Here is a 19,935-nt window from a genome sequence, read left to right as displayed (position 1 = left end):
TTCGGGGAGCCCGGTTTGACGTCCGGACGGTTCCCGATCGGCGACACAAGAATTTCATTGACTATTCAGTCAGTCAAATATTATAGGGTGAGGCGAAGATCAAGAGGTCACCATGAAAAGCATTCTTTTAGCAATGGCGGTCGGCGGCATTTTCGCCCTGTCGTCCTGCAGCAACGAAGAGCCGCCTGCTGAAAAGCCGTTGCGTGTCGTCGATGTGGTTGCGGCAGCGAAAAAGCCCGTCGGCCGTGGCAGCGTCATCACCGGTGAAGTAAGGGCACGGGTCCAGACGGACCTTTCCTTTCGGGTGAGCGGCAAGATCACCGAGCGGCTGGTGGATGTGGGTACCCCGGTAAAGGCCGGGCAATTGCTTGCTCGCATCGACCCGGAAGAGCAAAAGGCGGATATCGACGTTGCGGTGGCCAACCTGCAATCTGCCGAAGCGCAGATGACGCAGGCGCAGTTGGCATTCGATCGCCAGCAAAGTCTTTTCAAGACGCAGGTGACTTCGCGCTCCGCGGTCGACAAGGCGCAGGAAACCCTGCTCACCACACAAGGCGCCGTCAGATCGGCGCAGGCCCAGCTGGATACGGCGCGCGATGCGCTTTCCTACACCGAACTCAGGGCCGATGCGGATGGTGTGATCACCGCGCGCAATGTCGAAGTCGGTCAGGTGGCGCAGGCCGCTCAGCTCGTTTTCACGCTGGCGCATGACGGGCCGCGCGATGCGGTATTTGATGTCTACGAATCCCTGTTCCTCGAGCGCGATATCGACAATCTCGTCAATGTCAGCCTCCTGTCGGATCCCGCCCGCGCTGTCGAGGGACCGGTGCGGGAGATTTCCCCGACGATCGATCCCGACAATGGGACGATCCGGGTCAAGGTTGGCCTGAACGGCGATATGACCATGCCGCTCGGAGCACCGGTATCGGGTCATTTCCGCTTCAAGCAGGTGGAGGCGATTGAGCTTCCCTGGTCGGCAATGGCATCGCAGAACGGCCTTCCCGCCGTCTGGGTGGTCGATGCGCAGTCCTCGGAAATCGCCATGCGCCGGGTTGAGGTCTCCGACTATGAGACGGGTCAATTCGTCGTGGCGGAAGGACTTCTTCCCGGCGATCTCGTCGTGACCAGCGGGACCAAATTTCTCCGCACCGGTGAAAAGGTCGCCTATGAAAAGGGGCAGGCACAATAATGTTCAGGATAAACAGAAGCTTGTTTTTGCTGCTTCCGGCGATTGCGGTCTCGTCCTGCCAGGAAAAGCAGGAAGCGCCCGCTGAGGCGCCGCGCCCGGTGCTCTCCGTTGTCGTAGGGGAGACGCGCGCCGATGCGCTGCGGCTGACCGGCACGGTGGAATCGAGAATTCAGACCGATCTCGGCTTTCGTGTTCTCGGCCGGATCATTGCCCGCAATGTCGATGTGGCCGATCTGGTCAAGAAAGGCGATGTGGTGGCCTCGATCGATCCGCTCGCGCTGGAACTTTCGGTAAAGAGCGCCCAATCCGATCTGTCCAACGCCGAAGCGCAACTGGCCAATGCGGTGACGACCGAGCAGCGTCAGCGCGTGCTGGCCGAGGCCCGCAGCGGCACGGAAGCAGCACTTGAAGAGGCCGAGCAGGCCACGCGAACGGCCAATGCCGCCGTCGCCAAAGCCCGTGCAAATCTTGATAAGGCCGAGGAGCAACTGGGCTATACGCAGCTACACGCGGAATTTGACGGCGTGGTGACTGCGACATCCGGTGAAATTGGCCAGGTCGTCTCTGCCGGACAGACGGTCGTGACCATTGCCCGCCCGGAAGTGCGGGATGTTGTGGTCGATGTTCCGCAATTTGCGGCGCAGCGACTTGATATCGGATCGACCTTCGATATCGCCCTGCAACTGGACCCAAAGATACGCACCACCGGCGTGGTGCGTGAGATTGCCCCAGAAGCCGAAACCGCGACACGCACGCGCCGCACGAAAATCAGCCTTCAGGATGCGCCGCCGACATTCCGGCTCGGCTCGGTCGTCACGGCCTCAGCAATTGCCGCCTCCGAATCGCAGATCATGCTCCCCTCGTCGGCCCTGCTGAAAACCGAAGACGGTTGGAGTGTCTGGATCGTCAATACCGATACGGCCACGGTCACCTCGCGCCCGGTCAAAATAGAGGGCGAGCCCGCTGAAGGCGGCAGTGTGCGCATCACCGGCGGCGTCAAGCCCGGCGAACGCGTCGCCAGTGCCGGCGTTCACAAGCTTAAGGATGGTCAAGCCATCAGGATCGATCAGGAGGTCCATCAGTGAAGAAATTCAATCTTTCCGACTGGGCGCTCGAGCACCGTTCGCTCGTCTGGTACTTCATGCTGGTCTTCGTTCTTGCCGGTGTTTTCTCCTATCTCAACCTCGGACGTGAGGAAGATCCGAATTTCACCATCAAGACAATGGTGATCAGCGCGCAATGGCCCGGCGCTTCCGCGGAGGAAGTGGCCAGGCAGGTGACCGACAGGATCGAGAAGAAGCTCGAGGAACTCGACAATCTCGACTATCTGCGCAGCCAGACAGTGGCTGGCAAGACGACGATTTTCGTGGAACTCGTGCCGGAAACCAAAGCCAAGAATGTCGAACCCACCTGGGTGCGCGTGCGTAACATGATCGGCGACATCAAGGGCGACTTCCCCTCAGGCGTTGTCGGCCCGTTCTTCAACGACCGTTTCGGCGATGTTTATGGCAATATCTACGCCTTCACCAGCGACGGTCTCAGCCAGCGGCAATTGCGCGATCTGGTGGAGGACGCGCGTGCCAAGGTTCTGACTGTCGATAATATCGGCAAGGTTGATGTCATCGGCGCGCAAGACGAGGCGATCTATCTGGAGTTTTCCACGCGGCAGATCGCAGCGCTGGGCATCGATCAGCAATCGATTATCAAGACGCTGCAAGCCCAGAATGCTGTCACCCAGTCCGGCTTCGTCAATGCCGGGCCGGAACGTGTTGCGCTGCGTGTCAGCGGCCAGTTCACCTCGGAAGACAGCCTTCGCGCCATCAATCTGCGCGTCAACAACCGGTTCTTCCCGCTGACGGAAGTGGCGACGATCCGGCGCGGTTATGTCGATCCGCCGTCTTCGCTGTTCCGCTTTAACGGGCAATCGGCCATCGGTCTTGCCATAGGCATGAAAACCGGTGCGAACCTCGTGCATTTCGGCGAGGAGCTGGATGCACAGATGAAGCGTATCGTGGCGGACCTGCCTGTTGGCGTCGATGTGCACCGCGTGTCCGATCAGCCGGCCGTGGTCGATGAGGCGGTCTCCGGCTTCACTTCGGCGCTGTTCGAGGCAATTGCAATCGTTCTCGTCATCAGCTTCATCAGCCTCGGATTGCGGGCGGGCATGGTGGTTGCGGTCTCCATACCGCTCGTGCTGGCGATCACCTTCGTCTATATGGAACATACCGGCATTTCGCTGCAACGCATCTCTCTCGGCGCGCTTATCATCGCGCTCGGGCTTCTCGTCGACGATGCTATGATTGCTGTCGAGATGATGGTCGCACGCCTCGAGGTCGGCGATGATCTCAGAAAAGCGGCGACCTATGTTTATACTTCGACCGCATTCCCGATGCTGACCGGTACGCTGGTCACCGTTGCCGGTTTCATTCCCGTCGGCCTCAACAACAGCGCGGCGGGTGAGTTCACATTCACCCTGTTCGTGGTGATCGCCGTTTCGCTGATCGTGTCGTGGATTGTCGCGGTTGTGTTCACGCCACTGCTTGGCGTGGCGATGTTGCCCAAGACGATGAAATCGCACCATGAGAAGAAGGGCCGTTTTGCCTCTGGCTTTTCCTGGCTTCTAGCCCGGGCGCTGCGCTTTCGTTGGGTTACGATCATCCTCACGGTTGCGTTGTTTGCCCTTTCCGTTGGCGGCATGAGCCTCGTGCAGCAGCAGTTCTTCCCGGCTTCTGACCGTGTGGAATTGATCGTAGACTGGAACCTGCCACAGAACAGCTCGATTGCCGAAACCAACCGGCAGATGGCACAGTTCGAGCAGGAAGCGCTGGCGAAAAACCCCGACATCGACCACTGGACGACCTATGTCGGTGAAGGCGCACCACGTTTCATCCTCTCCTTTGACGTGCAGACGCCTGATGTCACCTTCGGCCAGACGATCATCGTCACCAAGGGGCTTGATGTGCGCGACAAGGTGCGCGCTGAGTTGCAGGACTATCTGAACCGGACGTTTACCGGCACCGACGCCTTCGTGAAATTGCTCGACATCGGCCCTCCGGTCGGAAAGCCGGTGCAATATCGCTTGAGCGGTCCGGATATCCAGCATGTCCGCGAACTCGGCCAGCAGCTGGCGGGCATCGTCGGCGAGCATCGGCTGCTGTCCAACATGGTCATGGACTGGAATGAGCCGACGCGGGTGGTCAAGGTCGACGTTTTGCAGGACAAGGCCCGCCAACTGGGCGTGTCTTCGGAAGACATCGCCAATGCCATGAACAGCATTGTCGAGGGTTCCACCGTGACGCAGGTCAGGGATGATATCTACCTCGTCAATGTGGTGGCGCGTGCGCAGCTGGCGGAGCGCGGCTCCATCGAAACATTGCAGAACCTGCAATTGCCAGCCACGAACGGCAAGGCCGTGCCGCTGTCGGCAATCGCCAATTTCCGCTACGAGCTGGAACAGCCGACCATCTGGCGTCGCGACAGAATTCCGACAGTCACCGTCAAGGCCGCCATCATCGGCCCGACGCAGCCGGCGACGATCGTGGAGCAGTTGAAGCCGAAACTCGAGGCTTTCGAAAAGTCGCTCCCCGTGGGGTACAAGGTGGAAATAGGAGGCTCGGTGGAATCCAGCGCGGATTCGCAGGCGCCAATCGTAGCCGTGGTGCCTCTGATGCTGTTTGCGATGGCAACGATCCTTATGGTTCAGTTGCAGAGCTTCAGCCGGCTGTTTCTTGTCTTTGCCGTTGCCCCGACGGCGCTGATCGGCGTGGTGGCAGCGCTGCTGCTCTCCAACGCGCCGATGGGTTTCGTCGCCATTCTCGGCATATTGGCACTGATCGGTATTCTGATCCGAAACTCGGTCATTCTCGTCGTTCAGATCGAACATCTCAGAAGCGAGGGGGTCTCTGCCTGGCGCGCCGTCATCGAGGCGACCGAGCATCGCATGCGACCGATCATGCTGACGGCTGCGGCGGCAACACTTGCCCTCATCCCCATATCTCGGGAGATATTCTGGGGTCCGATGGCCTATGCCATGATGGGCGGGATCGTGGTTGGCACGGCGCTCACGCTGCTATTCCTTCCGGCACTCTATGTCGCGTGGTTCCGCATTCCGCGCGAAGATGACAAACAGGAAGTTCAGGAAATCAAGACGTAATTTCCTGTGAGACAGCCACACCCTCGTGATCGCGAGGGTGTGGCACCGGCAAAGCCACTGTCCCGCTTAAATTCTGCAAATGTGCCCGCCATCGTTGTTCCTTCGGCGCAGATAGTGTTAGGAAGATCGGCTTAGCTGCGGGAGCGGCGCTGTCCTTCAATAGATAAGCGTTTGCTTCTGCGTCGTTGACAGACCAAGGGTGCCGGAGGGTTGCAGGATGGGCGGGTTGTCGGATTGGCTTGCAGACGCAAAGCCGATCAATCGCAAGAATGCCGCAGAAGTGGTGTTCGAAGATATCCGTTCGGCCATCACCTCTGGTCAGCTCGTGGTCGGAACCCGGCTGCCCTCCGAAGCCCATCTGGCGGAAAGATATGGTGTCAGCCGGCCGATCGTGCGCGAGGCGTTGCGATCTCTCCAGACTCTGGGGTTGACGCAGACGCGCACGGGCAGCGGCACCTATGTAATGACCGCCACACCGCCTGCTGAATTGAGTTACGGAGCATATTCCGCCCGTGACCTGATCGAGGCACGCCCCTTCATCGAGGTGCCGGCGGCAGGTTGGGCGGCGCTGCGTCGCACGGATGCCCAACTAGAGACTCTGCTCGAACTCTGCGACAGGATGGAGGCTGAGGAAAGGCCGCATCCGTGGGTGCTGCTGGACGGGCAGTTTCATTGCGCCATTGCGGAAGCCTCGTCCAATGCACTGTTTGCCAAGGTTGTGGCCGATGCGCGCGAGGCTCTTTCCCAACAGTCCGAGATGGTCAACCTGATGGCTGGCCGGCGCGTTGCATCGAATTTGGAGCACCGCCGGATCGTCGAGGCGATCCGGCGGGGTTCAGCCACCGATGCGCGAGAAGCGATGGAGCTTCACCTGGGTCAGGTGAAGCAGGTGGTAACGACCATTATTGGAGAAGATCGGGTTCCACACCCGTAAGCGCGGGTAGGTTGGCGAGGTGGCGGGGGCTCAGTGCCTGCTGAAGTTGCGCCTCCGTCAGATAGCCGCGCTCCAGCACCACCTGCGGCACGGTGCGGCCGCTGGCCAGCGCCTCCTTTGCGACGTCAGTTGCTGCATAGTATCCGATCAGCGGGTTAAGCGCGGTTGCGAGACCGATCGATTCCTCCACACGCTGTGCCATGATGGCGGGATTGGCGACGATGCCATCGACACAACGTGCCGCCAAAGTCCGGCAAGCGGCGCTTAGCTGGCTGATGCTCTGGGAAAGGGCACGCACCATGATCGGCTCGAAGGCGTTCAGCTGAAGCTGCCCGGCTTCGGCGGCCATTGTGATGGTGATGTCGTTGCCGATTACCGCATAAGCCACCTGATTGACCATTTCGGGAATGACCGGATTGATCTTGCCCGGCATGATGCTGGACCCTGCCTGAACGGAGGGCAGGGTGATTTCGCCGATGCCGGCGCGTGGGCCGGAAGAGAGCAGGCGAAGGTCGTTGCAGGTTTTCGACAGTTTGACGGCGACACGTTTCAACACGCCGGACAGATGCACAAATGCGCCGGGGTCCTGCGTCGCTTCGATCAGGTCGGCGGCCGTCACCAGCGGGCGTCCGGTCAACCGCGCCAGATGCTGGCAGGCAAGCGCCGCATAACCGCGCGGTGCATTGAGCCCGGTGCCGATGGCGGTGGCGCCGAGATTGATCTCGTGCAGCAGGGCTGCGGATTCGATGAGGCGGGCCTGATCCTCGCCCAGCATCACCACGAAAGTGCGGAACTCCTGACCGAGCGTCATCGGCACGGCATCCTGCAATTGCGTCCGTCCCAGCTTGATGAAGCCGGAAAACTCCTGTGCCTTGCGATCGAACGCGTCTTTCAGCACACCCATCGAAGCCGCGAGATCGTCGATCGCTTCGATCATTCCTACATTGACCGCCGTCGGATAAGCGTCGTTGGTTGACTGGCTGAGATTGACGTGGTCGTTGGGGTGAAGGTGGGCATAATCGCCTTTCGCGTGGCCGAGCAGTTCAAGTGCCCGGTTGGCGATGACCTCGTTGGCGTTCATGTTGGTGGAAGTGCCAGCACCGCCCTGAATTTCGTCCACGACGAACTGCTCGTGAAGCGCACCCTCACGAATTTCGCGGCAGGCCTTGACGATTGCTTCCATCCGCTCCCGGTCAAGCAAGCCAAGCTCGTGATTGGCGAGGGCGGCGGCCTCCTTCACATAGGCCAGTCCCCTGACGAGATAGGGGTTGTGGCCGATCGTTACGCCGGTGATCTGAAAGTTCTCCACCGCGCGCGCCGTGTGCACGCCCCAATAAACATCTGCCGGAATTTCCTTCGTTCCGAGCAAATCATGCTCCATGCGCGTCACGCCCACTTTTTCCTCCAATAGCTCAAAGCGTTACCTAAATCTGTAAAGCTGTCTTACAGATTTTTCGACCTTAATCCTTCGCCGTACGAAGGTCAATAATGCTTCGATCCCCTTGACGAACGGCATTCTCTGCAATTATGAGGGCAAAAATCTGTCATGCAGCTTTACAGCGATGCATGAGCTTGCTGGTGCTGTATCCAGCACCGAGCATGCCAGTTCCAATTTTGATTTCCGGCGTATCGCCGACTGCAAAGCAAATTCATTGGGAGGAGAAATATCAATGAAATCTGTAAAAACGGCACCTGCCGAACGCGAGGTCTTCACGGAAGAAGACCTCGGATACCACAAGGCACTCAAACCGCGTCAGATCCAGATGATCGCGATTGGTGGCGCAATTGGCACCGGGCTGTTCCTGGGCGCCGGTGGACGGCTGGCGCAGGCCGGTCCGGCGCTGGTGTTCGTTTATGCGCTTTGCGGCTTCTTTGCGTTTCTGGTGCTGCGTGCACTTGGCGAACTAATCATGCATCGCCCGAGTTCCGGCTCGTTCGTGTCCTATGCCCGCGAGTTCTATGGCGAGAAGATGGCTTTCTTTGCCGGCTGGATGTATTGGTTGAACTGGGCAATGACCTCGGTGGCCGATGTGACCGCCGTTGCGCTCTATATGAACTTCTTCAAGCACTACGTCCCCTGGCTGGCGGGCATCGACCAATGGGTGTTTGCACTTACGGCACTTCTGGTCGTGCTGGCGATGAACATGCTGTCGGTGAAGGTTTTTGGCGAGCTTGAGTTCTGGTTCAGCCTGATCAAGGTGCTGGCGCTTGCGATCTTCCTCGTCGTTGGCGTCTATTTCGTCATCTTTGGCACGCCCATTGAAGGGCATGTGACAGGCTTCAGCATTATCACCGACAATGGCGGCTTCTTCCCGAACGGCATTCTTCCCGCCTTCGTCATCATTCAGGGGGTAGTGTTCGCGTACGCCTCGATCGAACTGATCGGCACGGCGGCAGGGGAAACCGAAGACCCGCGCAAGGTCATGCCCCGTGCCATCCGTGCCGTGGTGCTGCGCCTCGTGGTGTTTTATGTCGGCTCGGTATTGCTGTTCACGCTGCTTCTGCCTTATACCGCCTATAAGGCTGGCGAGAGCCCCTTCGTTACCTTCTTCGGTTCCATCGGTGTTCAGGGTGCGGATGTGATCATGAACCTTGTGGTGCTAACCGCCGTGTTGTCTTCGCTCAATGCCGGGCTTTATTCTACCGGCCGTATTCTTCATTCGATGGCGGTCTCTGGATCGGCGCCGGCAGCGCTGGCAAAGATGAACAAGGCTGGCGTGCCCTATGGCGGTATTGCGGTGACCGCCGCCGTCACCGTTCTCGGTGTGGCGCTGAACGCCGTCGTGCCAGCTGCGGCCTTCGAAATTGCACTCAACCTGTCGGCGCTCGGCATCATCTGCGCATGGGCCGTCATCGTGCTCTGCCAGCTCAAACTGTGGCAGCTTTCCAGGCGCGGCGAACTGGCTCGCCCGGATTTCCGCATGTTCGGTGCGCCTTACACTGGCATTCTCACGCTCGTCTTCCTGTTCGGCGTGCTGGTGCTGATGGCTTTTGATTACCCTGTCGGCTCGTGGACCATCGCTTCGCTGCTGGTCATCATCCCGGCGCTGGTCATCGGCTGGTATATGCTGCGCGACCGTATCCACCGTCTGGCCGGCGAACGTGCAGGCGCGGGAGCATCGCATTGAGCGGGCATGGTGAAGCTCCACTGGTGGCGGTCATCGCCACCGGTGGTACCATCGCCAGCAGGCGCGGCGCCGATGGCGCCAGCACACCAAGCCTTTCGGGTGAAGACCTGCTTGCACTGGTTCCGCAAATCAACGCGAGGCTGAAGCCGGTCGATCTGATGGCGAAGGATTCCTCCAGCCTGACATTGGCCGACATGCAGCGCATCAGCGATGCGGTAGGCGTGGAGCTCAATGATCCCGCTGTCACCGGTGTCGTCGTTCTGCATGGAACCGATGCGATGGAAGAATCCTCGCTGCTCGTGCATTTGCAGCATGCCATCACCAAGCCGGTTGTCTTCACCGGCGCACAGTTTACAGCCGACCATCCGAATGCGGACGGGCCGTCCAATCTGGCCGCGGCCATAGAAACGGCGCTTGATCAGACGAATGCCGAACGCGGCGTGCTTTTATCCTTCGGCGGCAGATGTCTGCCGGCATGGGGGCTGTACAAGCTGAGCGCGGATGCGGCGGATGCGTTCCGCTCTGCGCGGCCGGCGGCCCATGCCGCAGCGCTGGAGCTTGCAGTGCCCCTCGCCGATCTGCGGGTTGATATCGTTGCCATTTATCCCGGTTGTGATGCCGCCCATATCGAGGCGAGCCTGCAGGCCGGTGCGGATGGGATCGTGCTTGCCGCACTTGGCTCCGGCAACGCCAATCCGGGCATCGCTGTGGCGGTGAAGCGCTGTGCCGAGCGAGGCGTTCCCGTCGTCGTCTCCAGCAGGGTCCCGGAAGGACTGCTGGTGGCGAGTTACGGCGGTGGCGGCGGTGGTCACGATCTGGTCGCGGCCGGTGCCATCCATTCGTCAACGCTGCGCCCCGGACAGGCGCGTATACTGCTTGCGGCGCTGATTGCCGCCAACAGCCCGGCGGAAAAGATCGTTTCCGCGTTCAAAGACGGCTCGCTCTCTTAAGCAGCGGCTGCAATGCCCGCATTGGCGAGCATCGAAATTCCTATGGGATTCCTATTTTATTCCATCTGCGGCCGTCTCGAACCTTTATGCGGTTCGGGTGCATTCTTCTGTGCGGGAAGGGATGGTGTTTCTTCCCAGCCAGAAAGAATGAAAAGCGACGTCCCACATGACGGCGCTTTTCTTCCTGTCCGGCTCCTCGGTTAAAAAAGGAGTCCCATCGATGATGGACGTTATTCTGATCGGCGCAGCCACGGTGTTTTTCGCGCTCTGCTTTGCCTATACGCGCGCCTGCGACCGGCTTTAGGCGGAGGTCGAGATGTTATTCGACTATGTTTTGAGCGGTGCCGTCACCGTCTTTATCGCCGCCTACCTCACCTATGCTCTCATTCGCCCCGAACGCTTCTGATCGGGAAGCGGCGGCTATTGAAAGTTCAATACCATGACCCTCAATGGATGGTTTCAGATCCTGCTTTTCTGCGGGATCGTTGTCGCGCTGGTGAAGCCTCTCGGCTTCTATATGGCGCGAGTCTTCAATGGCGAACGCACCCTGCTTTCGCCGGTTCTCGCACCCGTCGAGCGCGGCCTTTATGCCCTTGCCGGGACAAGCGAGCGCGAAGAACAGCACTGGACGACCTATGCGTTTTCCATGCTCCTCTTCAACCTCTTCGGTTTTGCCCTGCTTTACGCCCTCATGCGCTTTCAGGGTATGTTGCCATATAATCCGGAAGGAATGGCAGCAGTCGGGCCGGAACTGTCTTTCAACACGGCAGTCAGCTTCGTCACCAACACCAACTGGCAGAATTATGGTGGCGAAAGCACCATGTCCTATCTGACCCAGATGGCTGGTTTCACCGTGCAGAACTTTGTTTCTGCCGCGACGGGCATGGCGATTGCAATCGGGCTAATCCGCGCCTTCGCGCGCGCGTCCGGCAAGGCCATCGGCAATTTCTGGGTGGATATGGTGCGCTCGACGCTCTACATCCTGCTGCCTGCCTGTATCGTGCTTACCCTGGTTTACGTATGGCTCGGCGTGCCGCAGACGCTTGGCGCTTATGTCGGCGCCCAGACGCTTGAAGGCGCGCGGCAGACGATCGCAGTCGGCCCGGTAGCGTCGCAGCTGGCGATCAAGATGCTCGGCACCAATGGCGGCGGTTTCTTCAATGCCAATTCCGCGCATCCGTTCGAAAACCCTGATGCCATCTCCAACATGATCCAGATGGTGTCGATCTTCGCGATCGGTGCTGCCTTCACCAACGTCTTCGGCCGTATGGTCGGCAACACCCGTCAGGGCTGGGCAATCCTTGCTGCCATGGGTGTTCTGTTCATCGCCGGTGTTGCAGTGACCTATTGGGCGGAAGCAGCCGGAAATCCGCTGATGGACAGCTTCGGCCTTGCCGGAAGCAACATGGAAGGCAAGGAAGCTCGCTTCGGCGTGGCACTCTCGTCGCTCTTTGCGGTCATCACCACCGCTGCCTCCTGCGGTGCGGTCAACGCCATGCATGGCAGCTTCACGGCGCTCGGTGGTCTCATTCCGCTCATCAACATGCAACTGGGTGAGGTAATCGTCGGCGGCGTTGGCGCGGGTTTCTATGGCATTCTTCTCTTCATCATCATCGCCATTTTCGTGGCGGGGCTGATGGTCGGGCGCACGCCGGAGTATCTCGGCAAGAAGATAGAGGCCAAGGAGATGAAGATGGCGGTTCTGGCCATTCTCTGCCTGCCGCTCGCCATGCTGGTTTTCACAGCCACCGCCACCATCCTGCCCTCGGCGGTCGCGTCGGTCGGCACAGCCGGACCGCACGGGTTCTCCGAGATTCTTTATGCCTATACCTCCGCTGCTGCCAACAACGGCTCTGCCTTCGGCGGCCTCACGGGCAACACGACCTGGTACAACATCACGCTTGGTTTTGGCATGTTGATGGGACGTTTTCTGGTGATCATCCCGGCGTTGGCGATTGCCGGCTCGCTGGTTACCAAAAAGACCGTTCCGGCATCAGCCGGCACCTTCCCCACGGACGGCCCGCTCTTCGTCGGTCTGCTCGTCGGCACGATCGTGGTCGTCGGGGGCCTCACCTTCCTGCCGGCCCTGGCGCTTGGTCCGGTCGTGGAACATCTGGTCATGGCCGCCGGCCAGGTATTTTGAGGTGGTGCCATGACGAAGGATACTCCCCGATTTAACCGCACCCTTCCTGTCCGCACTGGCGCTCCTGTTCGCGGGAGCGCCGGCCCGGGCGGCTGGTGCGCATCCAATCTCATTCTTGCAATGATGGCGGCTCTGTTCGCCGCCGTCTGCGCTCTCGAAGTTCTCACGGGCTGATCGACCCTCATCGGTCGCCCTGTTTTCAAACGCTGGAGTCTCTTCATGAGCCAGTCCAAACAAGCGAGCATCCTTGATTCTCGCATTCTCGTTCCGGCAATTGCCGACGCATTCAAAAAGCTCAATCCGCGCACGCTTGCGCGCAATCCGGTCATGTTCGTCGTGGCAACGGTATCGGTGCTGACTACCGTGCTGTTCGTTCGCGATCTCATCATCGGCAATGCAAATCTCGGCTTTTCCTTCCAGATCAATCTGTGGCTTTGGTTCACCGTTCTCTTCGCCAATTTTGCCGAGGCCGTAGCCGAAGGGCGCGGCAAGGCGCAGGCGGATTCGCTGCGGAAAACCCGCACGGAAACCCAGGCGAAACTTCTGACCGGTGATGATCGTAGCCAATACACGATGGTAGCCGGCGCTGGCCTCAAGGTGAACGATGTCGTTCTCGTCGAGGCTGGCGACATCATTCCGTCCGACGGTGAAGTCATCGAAGGTGTTGCCTCAGTCAATGAAGCGGCAATAACGGGCGAATCCGCCCCTGTTATCCGCGAATCCGGCGGCGACCGCTCGGCTGTCACCGGTGGTACGCAGGTGCTGTCGGACTGGATAAGGGTTCGCATCACCGCTGCTGCCGGCTCCACCTTCCTCGACCGGATGATTTCGCTCGTTGAAGGCGCCGAGCGCCAGAAGACGCCGAACGAAATCGCGCTCAACATTCTGCTTGCGGGCATGACGCTGATCTTCGTTCTGGCCACCGCGACCATTCCGAGCTTTGCGGCCTATGCCGGTGGCTCCATCCCGATCATCGTGCTGGTGGCACTGTTCGTGACGCTCATCCCGACGACCATCGGCGCTCTCTTGTCGGCGATCGGCATTGCCGGCATGGACAGGCTGGTGCGTTTCAACGTGCTTGCCATGTCCGGCCGCGCGGTGGAAGCCGCCGGCGACGTCGACACGCTGCTGCTCGACAAGACCGGCACGATAACGCTCGGCAACCGCCAGGCAACCGAATTCCGCCCCGTCACCGGTGTTTCCGAACAGGAACTGGCCGATGCGGCGCAGCTTGCATCGCTTGCTGACGAAACGCCGGAAGGCCGTTCCATCGTCGTTCTCGCCAAGGAAAAATACGGCATCCGTGCCCGCGACATGCAGAAACTGCACGCCACTTTCGTGCCCTTCACCGCCCAGACCCGCATGAGCGGTGTGGATTTCGAAGGCTCTTCCATTCGCAAGGGGGCTGTCGATGCCGTTCTTTCCTATGTCGATGGCGGTGTTACGCAGCAAGGCAATACGGCGCTTGCCGTTAAAACCGAAACGGATGTAACGCGCGACATCCGCACGATCGCGGAAGAGATAGCCAAGACAGGCGGCACACCGCTTGCCGTCGTGCGCGACGGAAAGCTGCTCGGCGTCGTGCAGCTGAAGGATATCGTCAAGGGCGGCATTCGCGAGCGTTTCGCCGAACTTCGCCGCATGGGCATCCGCACGGTGATGATCACCGGCGACAATCCCATGACGGCCGCTGCCATCGCGGCGGAAGCAGGGGTGGACGATTTCCTCGCCCAGGCGACCCCGGAAAACAAGCTGGAGCTTATCCGCGAGGAACAGGCCAAGGGCAAGCTAGTCGCCATGTGCGGTGACGGCACGAACGATGCGCCCGCACTGGCGCAGGCCGATGTGGGTGTCGCCATGAACACCGGCACGGTCGCAGCGCGCGAGGCTGGCAACATGGTCGATCTCGACAGCGATCCGACCAAGCTCATCGAAATCGTCGAAATCGGCAAGCAATTGCTGATGACGCGCGGCGCGCTCACCACATTCTCCATCGCCAACGACATCGCCAAATATTTCGCCATCATCCCGGCAATGTTCCTGGCCTTCTATCCGCAGCTTGGCGTGCTGAATGTCATGGGTCTTTCGACACCGCAAAGTGCGATCTTGTCTGCCATCATCTTCAACGCGCTCATCATCATCGCGCTCATCCCGCTCTCGCTGAAGGGCGTCAAATACCGCCCGATCGGGGCCGGGGCGCTGCTGTCGCGCAATCTCGTCATCTATGGTCTGGGCGGCATCATCGTGCCCTTCATCGGCATCAAGGCCATTGACCTCGCCATTACGGCGCTTGGTCTCGCCTGAGGAGTATGGAAATGTTGAAACAGCTACGTCCCGCACTGGTGCTGATCCTTGCCACCACCGCAATCACCGGCCTTGCCTATCCTCTTGGAATGACGGGCCTCGCACAGGCTATCTTTCCCTTCCAGGCAAATGGCAGTCTGATCGAGAAGAATGGGACTGTTGTCGGGTCGCAATTGATAGGGCAGGCCTTCACCGGCGAGAAATATTTCCACGGCAGGCCGTCAGCTGCCGGCGACGGCTACAATGCCGCGTCGTCTTCCGGCTCCAACCTGGGACCGACGAGCGCAAAGCTTATCGACCGGGTGAAGCAGGACTACGAGGCTGCTAAAGCCGAAAATCCGGCAGCCGAGGTTCCCGTTGATCTGGTGACGGCATCGGGCAGCGGTCTTGACCCGCATGTGTCGCCTGAGGCCGCCTATTTTCAGGTCTCGCGTGTCGCCAAGGCAAGGGGCATGAACGAAGCGTCACTGCGCGCCGTCGTCGACGCCCATGTGGAGGCGCCTGAATTGGGCTTCATGGGCGAGCCCGTTGTAAATGTGCTGGCTCTCAACATGGCTCTTGACGCAGCCGGCTCATGAACTGAAATGGCTATGGCTTCTTTGGAAGCCATAGCTTGTCCACTGGTGGGTTAAATGCCTGACGATAATCGTGATATGCCGAGCAGACCATCGCCGGATGCGCTGCTTGAAAACGCCCGGCGCGAGGCGCGAGGGCGGCTGAAGATTTTTCTGGGCGCAGCTCCCGGTGTCGGCAAGACCTATGAAATGCTGATGTCCGGCCGGGCAAAACTCGCAGATGGTGTCGATACCATTATCGGTGTCGTGGAAACGCATGGCCGCAAGGAAACCGAAACACTTGTGCAGGGTTTCGAGATCATTGCGCGCCGGAACATTGATTATCGCGGCCAGGCGCTGAACGAGATGGATCTCGACGCCATTCTTGCCCGTCGACCGGCGCTGGTTCTGGTCGATGAGCTGGCCCACACCAATGCGGCCGGCAGCCGGCATCCCAAGCGCTATATGGATGTTCAGGAAATTCTCGCGCAGGGCATCGATGTCTATACGACATTGAACATTCAGCATGTGGAAAGCCTGAACGATGTGGTGGCGCAGATCACCCGTATCCGCGTGCGCGAAACGGTGCCGGACAGCATCATTGACCGGGCTGACGATGTTGAGATCATCGATATCACCCCCGACGATCTGATCAAGCGCCTGCAGGACGGCAAGGTCTATATGCCCCGCACCGCGCGGCGCGCCATCGAGAACTATTTTTCGCGCGGCAATCTGACGGCCCTGCGCGAGCTTGCGCTACGGCGCACAGCGCAGCGGGTGGACGAGCAATTGCTCAACCACATGCAGTCGCACGCCATCTCCGGGCCGTGGGCTGCGGGAGACCGTGTTCTGGTCTGTCTGGACCACGGCGGCAACGGCCCCGGTCTGGTGCGTTATGCCCGAAGGCAGGCCGATCGCCTGCGCGCGCCGTGGACGGCACTGCATCTGGACACGCCTCGCTCTCAGCAATTGTCGGAGGCGGAGAAGGATCGGCTGGCCGGCACCATGCGGCTCGCGCAGCAGTTGGGCGGCGAGACAGTAACCCTGCCGGCGCTCGACCTGACGCACGAAATCATATCCTATGCCAACGCCAATAACTTCACCCACATCATCATCGGCCGTCCCCGAAGGTCGTGGTGGCAGAGAATTCTGCAGCGTTCGCTGACGCATGATTTGATAGACCATGCCGGCGATATCAGCGTGCATGTCATTTCCGGCGACAAAAACGTGGAGAAGCCGGTCCAGACCGTGAAACCGGCAACGGCTCAATCGCGGTTTTCGATACTGCCCTATCTCAACAGCACCCTGTTTGTCGGACTGGCAATCGTGGCCGGCATCGTGCTTGACCAAGCCCTTGATGTTCAAAATCTGGCGCTGGTGTTCCTGATGGCGGTTTTTGCGGCAGCCGTGCGCGGAGGGCTGGGGCCTGGCCTTTATGCTTCCCTGCTTGGTGCCTTTGCGTTCAATTTTTTCTTTCTTGAACCGCGTTATACCCTGACTGTCCGCGATCCCGAAAGCGTCGTGGCGCTGCTGTTCTATCTCGGTGTGGCGCTTGTCGCCTCAAATCTGACTGCGGCGGTGCAGCGGCAGGCCGCAGCTGCACGGATGCGTGCGCGAACCACGGAAGATTTGTACCTTTTTTCCAAAAAACTCGCGGTTACCGGCACGCTGGATGACGTATTGTGGGCAACCGCGTTCCAGATGGCGTCGATGCTGAAAGTCAGGGTCGTCCTGCTTCTGCCCGAAAACAATTCGATCACCGTCAAGGCGGGCTATCCGCCCGATGACACGCTCGTGGATGCGGACATTGCGGCCGCACACTGGGCCTGGGAACACAACAAGGCTGCAGGCCGGGGCGCCGATACGCTCCCGGGTGCCAAACGCCTTTATCTGCCGCTGCGCACCGGCAGCGGCGCCGTCGGGGTGGTGGGGCTGGACGACGACCGGCTTGGCCCGCTTTTCACACCTGAGCAGCAGCGGCTTTTCGATGCGCTGGCGGATCAGGCGGCACTTGCCATCGAGCGCATCCAGCTGGTTTCGGATGTCGATCGGGCAAGGCTTGCGGCGGAAACCGACCGGCTGCGCACCGCGCTTTTGACCTCCATCTCCCACGACCTGAAAACGCCGCTCGCCGCCATTCTGGGTTCCGCCGGAACGCTGAAGGATTTCGCCGACGACATTCCGCTCGAGGCGCGCACCGAACTGCTTCTAACCATCGTCGAGGAATCCGAACGGCTGAACCGCTTCATTTCCAACCTGCTCGATATGACGAGGATCGGTTCGGGCGCGATGGAGCCGAATTACGGACTGCACTTTGTTGGCGATATGGTCGGAACAGCGCTTTCACGCGCGGCGAAAATAATTGTCAGGCACGAGATCGTTCTGGACATTCCCTCCGATCTGCCGATGCTGAAGGTCGATCCGGTGCTTTTTGAGCAGGTTCTGTTCAATCTGATCGACAATGCCGCCAAATATGCGCCCGAACAAACCGTAATCCAGATTCGCGGGTGGCGGCAGGGCAGGCATGTCTTCCTGTCCGTTGCCGACGAGGGGCCGGGTATTCCCCCTGATGATACCGAGCGGGTGTTCGACAGTTTCTACCGTGTGCGCAAGGCGGACCATGTGCAGGCCGGGACCGGCCTCGGGCTATCCATCTGCAAGGGGTTTATCGAGGCCATGGGTGGATCTATTCGCGCTGAAAACAGATCAGGTCGCACGGGCGCGCAATTTACCATAAGCCTGCCCGTTCCCGCCGAAGTGCCGGTGCTGAATCATGACTAGGGCTGAAGGAGATCGGCAATGACCAATTCCGCCGTTCGCATTCTGATCGTCGACGATGAACCGCCGATCCGCAAACTTTTGCGGGTCGGTCTCTCGACGCAGGACTATGCGGTCAGCGAGGCGATGAATGCCCGCGTCGCGATGGAGTTGATGAACGAGGACAAGCCCGATCTCGTGGTCCTTGATCTCGGTCTTCCGGATATGTCGGGACACGAGCTTCTGGAGAAATGGCGGGGCGAGGGGCTTTCCCTACCCGTCATCATTCTTTCCAGCCGCACTGATGAGGCGGGTATCGTCAAGGCGCTGGAGCTGGGTGCCGACGATTACATCACCAAGCCTTTCGGCATGAACGAGCTTGTTGCCCGCATTCGTGTCGCCCTGCGCCATCGCCTTCAGAGCCAGGGTGAGAGACCGGTGTTTCATACCGGTGATCTTTCGGTCGATCTCGTCAGACGCATCGTCAAGGTGGAGGACCGGGAGGTGAAACTCTCGCCCAAGGAATATGATATTCTGCGGGTTCTGGTCCAGCATGCGGGCAAGGTGCTGACGCACCGTTTCCTGCTGGAGCATGTGTGGGACGAGTTGACCGACGTGCAATATTTGCGCGTTTATGTACGCCAGCTTCGCCAGAAGATCGAAAAAATTCCGGATCAGCCGCGCTATATCCTCACGGAAACCGGTGTCGGCTACCGGCTGCAGGAGGTTTGAGGGCGCCGTTACGACACGGCGCCCCCGAATGTTTTGTCAGACGGCGGCGCAGATCGACAGGAAGTCGTCGACATCAGTCTCGGTCGTTGCGAAGCTGGTGACCATGCGGATCAGCACCTCGTCCTTTCCGACCTTTTCCGGCATATCGCGGGGCACCAGCCAGTCGTAGAACTTCGCGCCTTTCTCCGTTGCCGCTTCAGCGGCAGCCTTCGGCAGAATGGCGAAAACCTCGTTTGCAGTGGTCGGCCATGCCAGACGGGCACTGTTAAGCGAGGCGAAGCCGGCGCGCAGCCGATTGGCCATGGCATTGGCGTGGCTTGCGAGACCCAACCAGAGATCGTCCTGCAGATAGGCTTCGAATTGTGCGGCGATGAAGCGCGACTTCGAAAAAAGCTGGGCGGTGCGCTTGCGCAGGAAGGCGAAGTCTTTGGCGAGCGCGGGGTCGAAAAACACGATCGCTTCCGCGCACCAGCAGCCGTTTTTCGTGCCACCGAAAGAGAGCACATCAACGCCGCGTTTCCAGGTCATTTCGGCGGGCGTGGTGCCGAGTGCGGCAAGCGCATTGGCAAAGCGTGCGCCGTCCATATGCAGCGGCAGGCCGTTCTCTTTGGCGATTTTGGCAATCGCGTCGATTTCATCGAGCGTATAGACAGTACCGGCCTCGGTTGCCTGTGTCATCGTAACCGCTGCGGCGCGTCCGTGATGAACGGCGTCCTGCGGATAGCGCGAAATGCGCTCGATCAGATTTTCCGGCAGCATTTTGCCGTTGGGTCCCTCGACGGCAACCATGCGCATGCCGGAGAAGAAATCCGGCGCTCCACATTCATCCTCGATCACATGGGCTTCGGAATGACAGAAGGTCAGGCCGCCGGGGCGGGCAATGCTTGCCAGCGAAAGAGAATTGGCCGCCGTACCTGTGGCGACGAAAAACACCGCCACTTCGCGTTCGAATATTTCATTGAAGCGCTTTTCTATGGAAAGGTCGAGGGCGCTGGTGCCATAGGCAGCCGCAAATCGGGTGGATTCCCGCGAAAGGCGCTCGTTGATGGCAGGGTGGGCGCCGGCCCAGTTGTCTGAGGCAAAAAACATCT

At 59.8% G+C, this 19,935-nt stretch carries 15 protein-coding genes; 13 read left to right on the top strand and 2 right to left on the bottom strand.

Translation table 11 applies throughout. The features are described from left to right. The first annotated feature begins 112 nt into the window (after window positions 1-112). The 4 genes from AC1DCP_RS15865 to AC1DCP_RS15850 all read left to right on the top strand — a co-directional run bounded on the left by AC1DCP_RS15865 (window position 113) and on the right by AC1DCP_RS15850 (window position 6,276). Window positions 113-1,189 carry an efflux RND transporter periplasmic adaptor subunit gene (locus tag AC1DCP_RS15865; protein WP_025595357.1) on the top strand — a complete coding sequence of 359 codons (1,077 nt, stop codon included), beginning with the start codon at window positions 113-115 and terminating at the stop codon, window positions 1,187-1,189. Further along, a complete protein-coding gene (locus AC1DCP_RS15860) occupies window positions 1,189-2,274 on the top strand; it encodes an efflux RND transporter periplasmic adaptor subunit (protein ID WP_019564938.1) in 1,086 nt (361 codons plus the stop codon). Before AC1DCP_RS15865 ends, AC1DCP_RS15860 begins: the two co-directional genes overlap by 1 nt. Beyond that, window positions 2,271-5,342 (top strand): efflux RND transporter permease subunit, encoded by a 3,072-nt coding sequence (locus tag AC1DCP_RS15855; RefSeq protein ID WP_476774423.1) that lies wholly within the window; start codon window positions 2,271-2,273, stop codon window positions 5,340-5,342. Before AC1DCP_RS15860 ends, AC1DCP_RS15855 begins: the two co-directional genes overlap by 4 nt. A 217-nt stretch (window positions 5,343-5,559) precedes the next feature. After that, a complete protein-coding gene (locus AC1DCP_RS15850) occupies window positions 5,560-6,276 on the top strand; it encodes a FadR/GntR family transcriptional regulator (RefSeq protein WP_112674920.1) in 717 nt (238 codons plus the stop codon). Here the strand turns inward: AC1DCP_RS15850 and AC1DCP_RS15845 are convergent. Beyond that, the gene (locus AC1DCP_RS15845) at window positions 6,245-7,657 is read right to left on the bottom strand and encodes an aspartate ammonia-lyase (RefSeq protein WP_065660509.1); all 1,413 of its coding nucleotides are present in this window, start codon (window positions 7,655-7,657) and stop codon (window positions 6,245-6,247) included. The genes AC1DCP_RS15850 and AC1DCP_RS15845 overlap by 32 nt on opposite strands. Before the next feature lie 289 nt (window positions 7,658-7,946). Between AC1DCP_RS15845 and AC1DCP_RS15840 the strand changes: the two genes are divergently transcribed. The 9 genes from AC1DCP_RS15840 (at window position 7,947) to AC1DCP_RS15800 (ending at window position 18,844) form a co-directional block, all read left to right on the top strand. Next, complete coding sequence (locus tag AC1DCP_RS15840) at window positions 7,947-9,404, top strand: amino acid permease (RefSeq protein ID WP_019564934.1); 1,458 nt, start codon at window positions 7,947-7,949, stop codon at window positions 9,402-9,404. Beyond that, a complete protein-coding gene (locus AC1DCP_RS15835; RefSeq protein WP_038494287.1) occupies window positions 9,401-10,354 on the top strand; it encodes an asparaginase in 954 nt (317 codons plus the stop codon). Before AC1DCP_RS15840 ends, AC1DCP_RS15835 begins: the two co-directional genes overlap by 4 nt. Window positions 10,355-10,520: 166 nt before the next feature. After that, entirely contained in the window at window positions 10,521-10,658 is a 138-nt protein-coding gene (locus AC1DCP_RS15830; protein ID WP_003497749.1) for a hypothetical protein, read from the top strand. A gap of 12 nt (window positions 10,659-10,670) precedes the next feature. Beyond that, window positions 10,671-10,760 carry a K(+)-transporting ATPase subunit F gene (gene kdpF, locus AC1DCP_RS15825; RefSeq protein WP_003511473.1) on the top strand — a complete coding sequence of 30 codons (90 nt, stop codon included), beginning with the start codon at window positions 10,671-10,673 and terminating at the stop codon, window positions 10,758-10,760. A 33-nt stretch (window positions 10,761-10,793) separates the two neighbouring features. Next, complete coding sequence (gene kdpA / locus AC1DCP_RS15820; RefSeq protein ID WP_476774422.1) at window positions 10,794-12,497, top strand: potassium-transporting ATPase subunit KdpA; 1,704 nt, start codon at window positions 10,794-10,796, stop codon at window positions 12,495-12,497. A gap of 219 nt (window positions 12,498-12,716) precedes the next feature. Next, window positions 12,717-14,801 carry a potassium-transporting ATPase subunit KdpB gene (gene kdpB / locus AC1DCP_RS15815; protein ID WP_035199695.1) on the top strand — a complete coding sequence of 695 codons (2,085 nt, stop codon included), beginning with the start codon at window positions 12,717-12,719 and terminating at the stop codon, window positions 14,799-14,801. Window positions 14,802-14,812: 11 nt separating this feature from the next. Then, window positions 14,813-15,379, top strand: coding sequence for a potassium-transporting ATPase subunit KdpC (gene kdpC / locus AC1DCP_RS15810; protein WP_038495822.1), 567 nt, complete (start codon window positions 14,813-14,815; stop codon window positions 15,377-15,379). Window positions 15,380-15,433: 54 nt separating this feature from the next. After that, window positions 15,434-18,136, top strand: coding sequence for a sensor histidine kinase (locus AC1DCP_RS15805; RefSeq protein WP_035251518.1), 2,703 nt, complete (start codon window positions 15,434-15,436; stop codon window positions 18,134-18,136). A gap of 18 nt (window positions 18,137-18,154) precedes the next feature. Next, window positions 18,155-18,844, top strand: coding sequence for a response regulator transcription factor (locus AC1DCP_RS15800; RefSeq protein WP_003511468.1), 690 nt, complete (start codon window positions 18,155-18,157; stop codon window positions 18,842-18,844). Window positions 18,845-18,880: 36 nt separating this feature from the next. On the opposite strand, the gene AC1DCP_RS15795 is transcribed toward AC1DCP_RS15800, so the two are convergent. Beyond that, window positions 18,881-19,933: a threonine aldolase family protein gene (locus tag AC1DCP_RS15795; protein WP_038494281.1), complete on the bottom strand. Its 1,053-nt coding sequence runs from the start codon at window positions 19,931-19,933 to the stop codon at window positions 18,881-18,883. Between the last annotated feature and the right edge of the window lie 2 nt (window positions 19,934-19,935).

The organism is Agrobacterium sp. 10T429 (genome assembly GCF_056393925.1).
This window is presented reverse-complemented; position numbering and strand designations above follow the sequence as displayed.

Coding starts and splice junctions, on each gene's coding strand:
- AC1DCP_RS15865 (WP_025595357.1), top strand. CDS start 113: ATGAAAAGCATTCTTTTAGCAATGGCGGTCGGCGGCATTTTCGCCCTG.
- AC1DCP_RS15795 (WP_038494281.1), bottom strand. CDS start 19,933: ATGTTTTTTGCCTCAGACAACTGGGCCGGCGCCCACCCTGCCATCAAC.
- AC1DCP_RS15805 (WP_035251518.1), top strand. CDS start 15,434: ATGCCTGACGATAATCGTGATATGCCGAGCAGACCATCGCCGGATGCG.
- AC1DCP_RS15800 (WP_003511468.1), top strand. CDS start 18,155: ATGACCAATTCCGCCGTTCGCATTCTGATCGTCGACGATGAACCGCCG.
- AC1DCP_RS15845 (WP_065660509.1), bottom strand. CDS start 7,657: ATGGAGCATGATTTGCTCGGAACGAAGGAAATTCCGGCAGATGTTTAT.
- kdpC (WP_038495822.1), top strand. CDS start 14,813: ATGTTGAAACAGCTACGTCCCGCACTGGTGCTGATCCTTGCCACCACC.
- kdpA (WP_476774422.1), top strand. CDS start 10,794: ATGACCCTCAATGGATGGTTTCAGATCCTGCTTTTCTGCGGGATCGTT.
- kdpB (WP_035199695.1), top strand. CDS start 12,717: ATGAGCCAGTCCAAACAAGCGAGCATCCTTGATTCTCGCATTCTCGTT.
- AC1DCP_RS15830 (WP_003497749.1), top strand. CDS start 10,521: ATGACGGCGCTTTTCTTCCTGTCCGGCTCCTCGGTTAAAAAAGGAGTC.
- AC1DCP_RS15860 (WP_019564938.1), top strand. CDS start 1,189: ATGTTCAGGATAAACAGAAGCTTGTTTTTGCTGCTTCCGGCGATTGCG.
- AC1DCP_RS15850 (WP_112674920.1), top strand. CDS start 5,560: ATGGGCGGGTTGTCGGATTGGCTTGCAGACGCAAAGCCGATCAATCGC.
- kdpF (WP_003511473.1), top strand. CDS start 10,671: ATGTTATTCGACTATGTTTTGAGCGGTGCCGTCACCGTCTTTATCGCC.
- AC1DCP_RS15840 (WP_019564934.1), top strand. CDS start 7,947: ATGAAATCTGTAAAAACGGCACCTGCCGAACGCGAGGTCTTCACGGAA.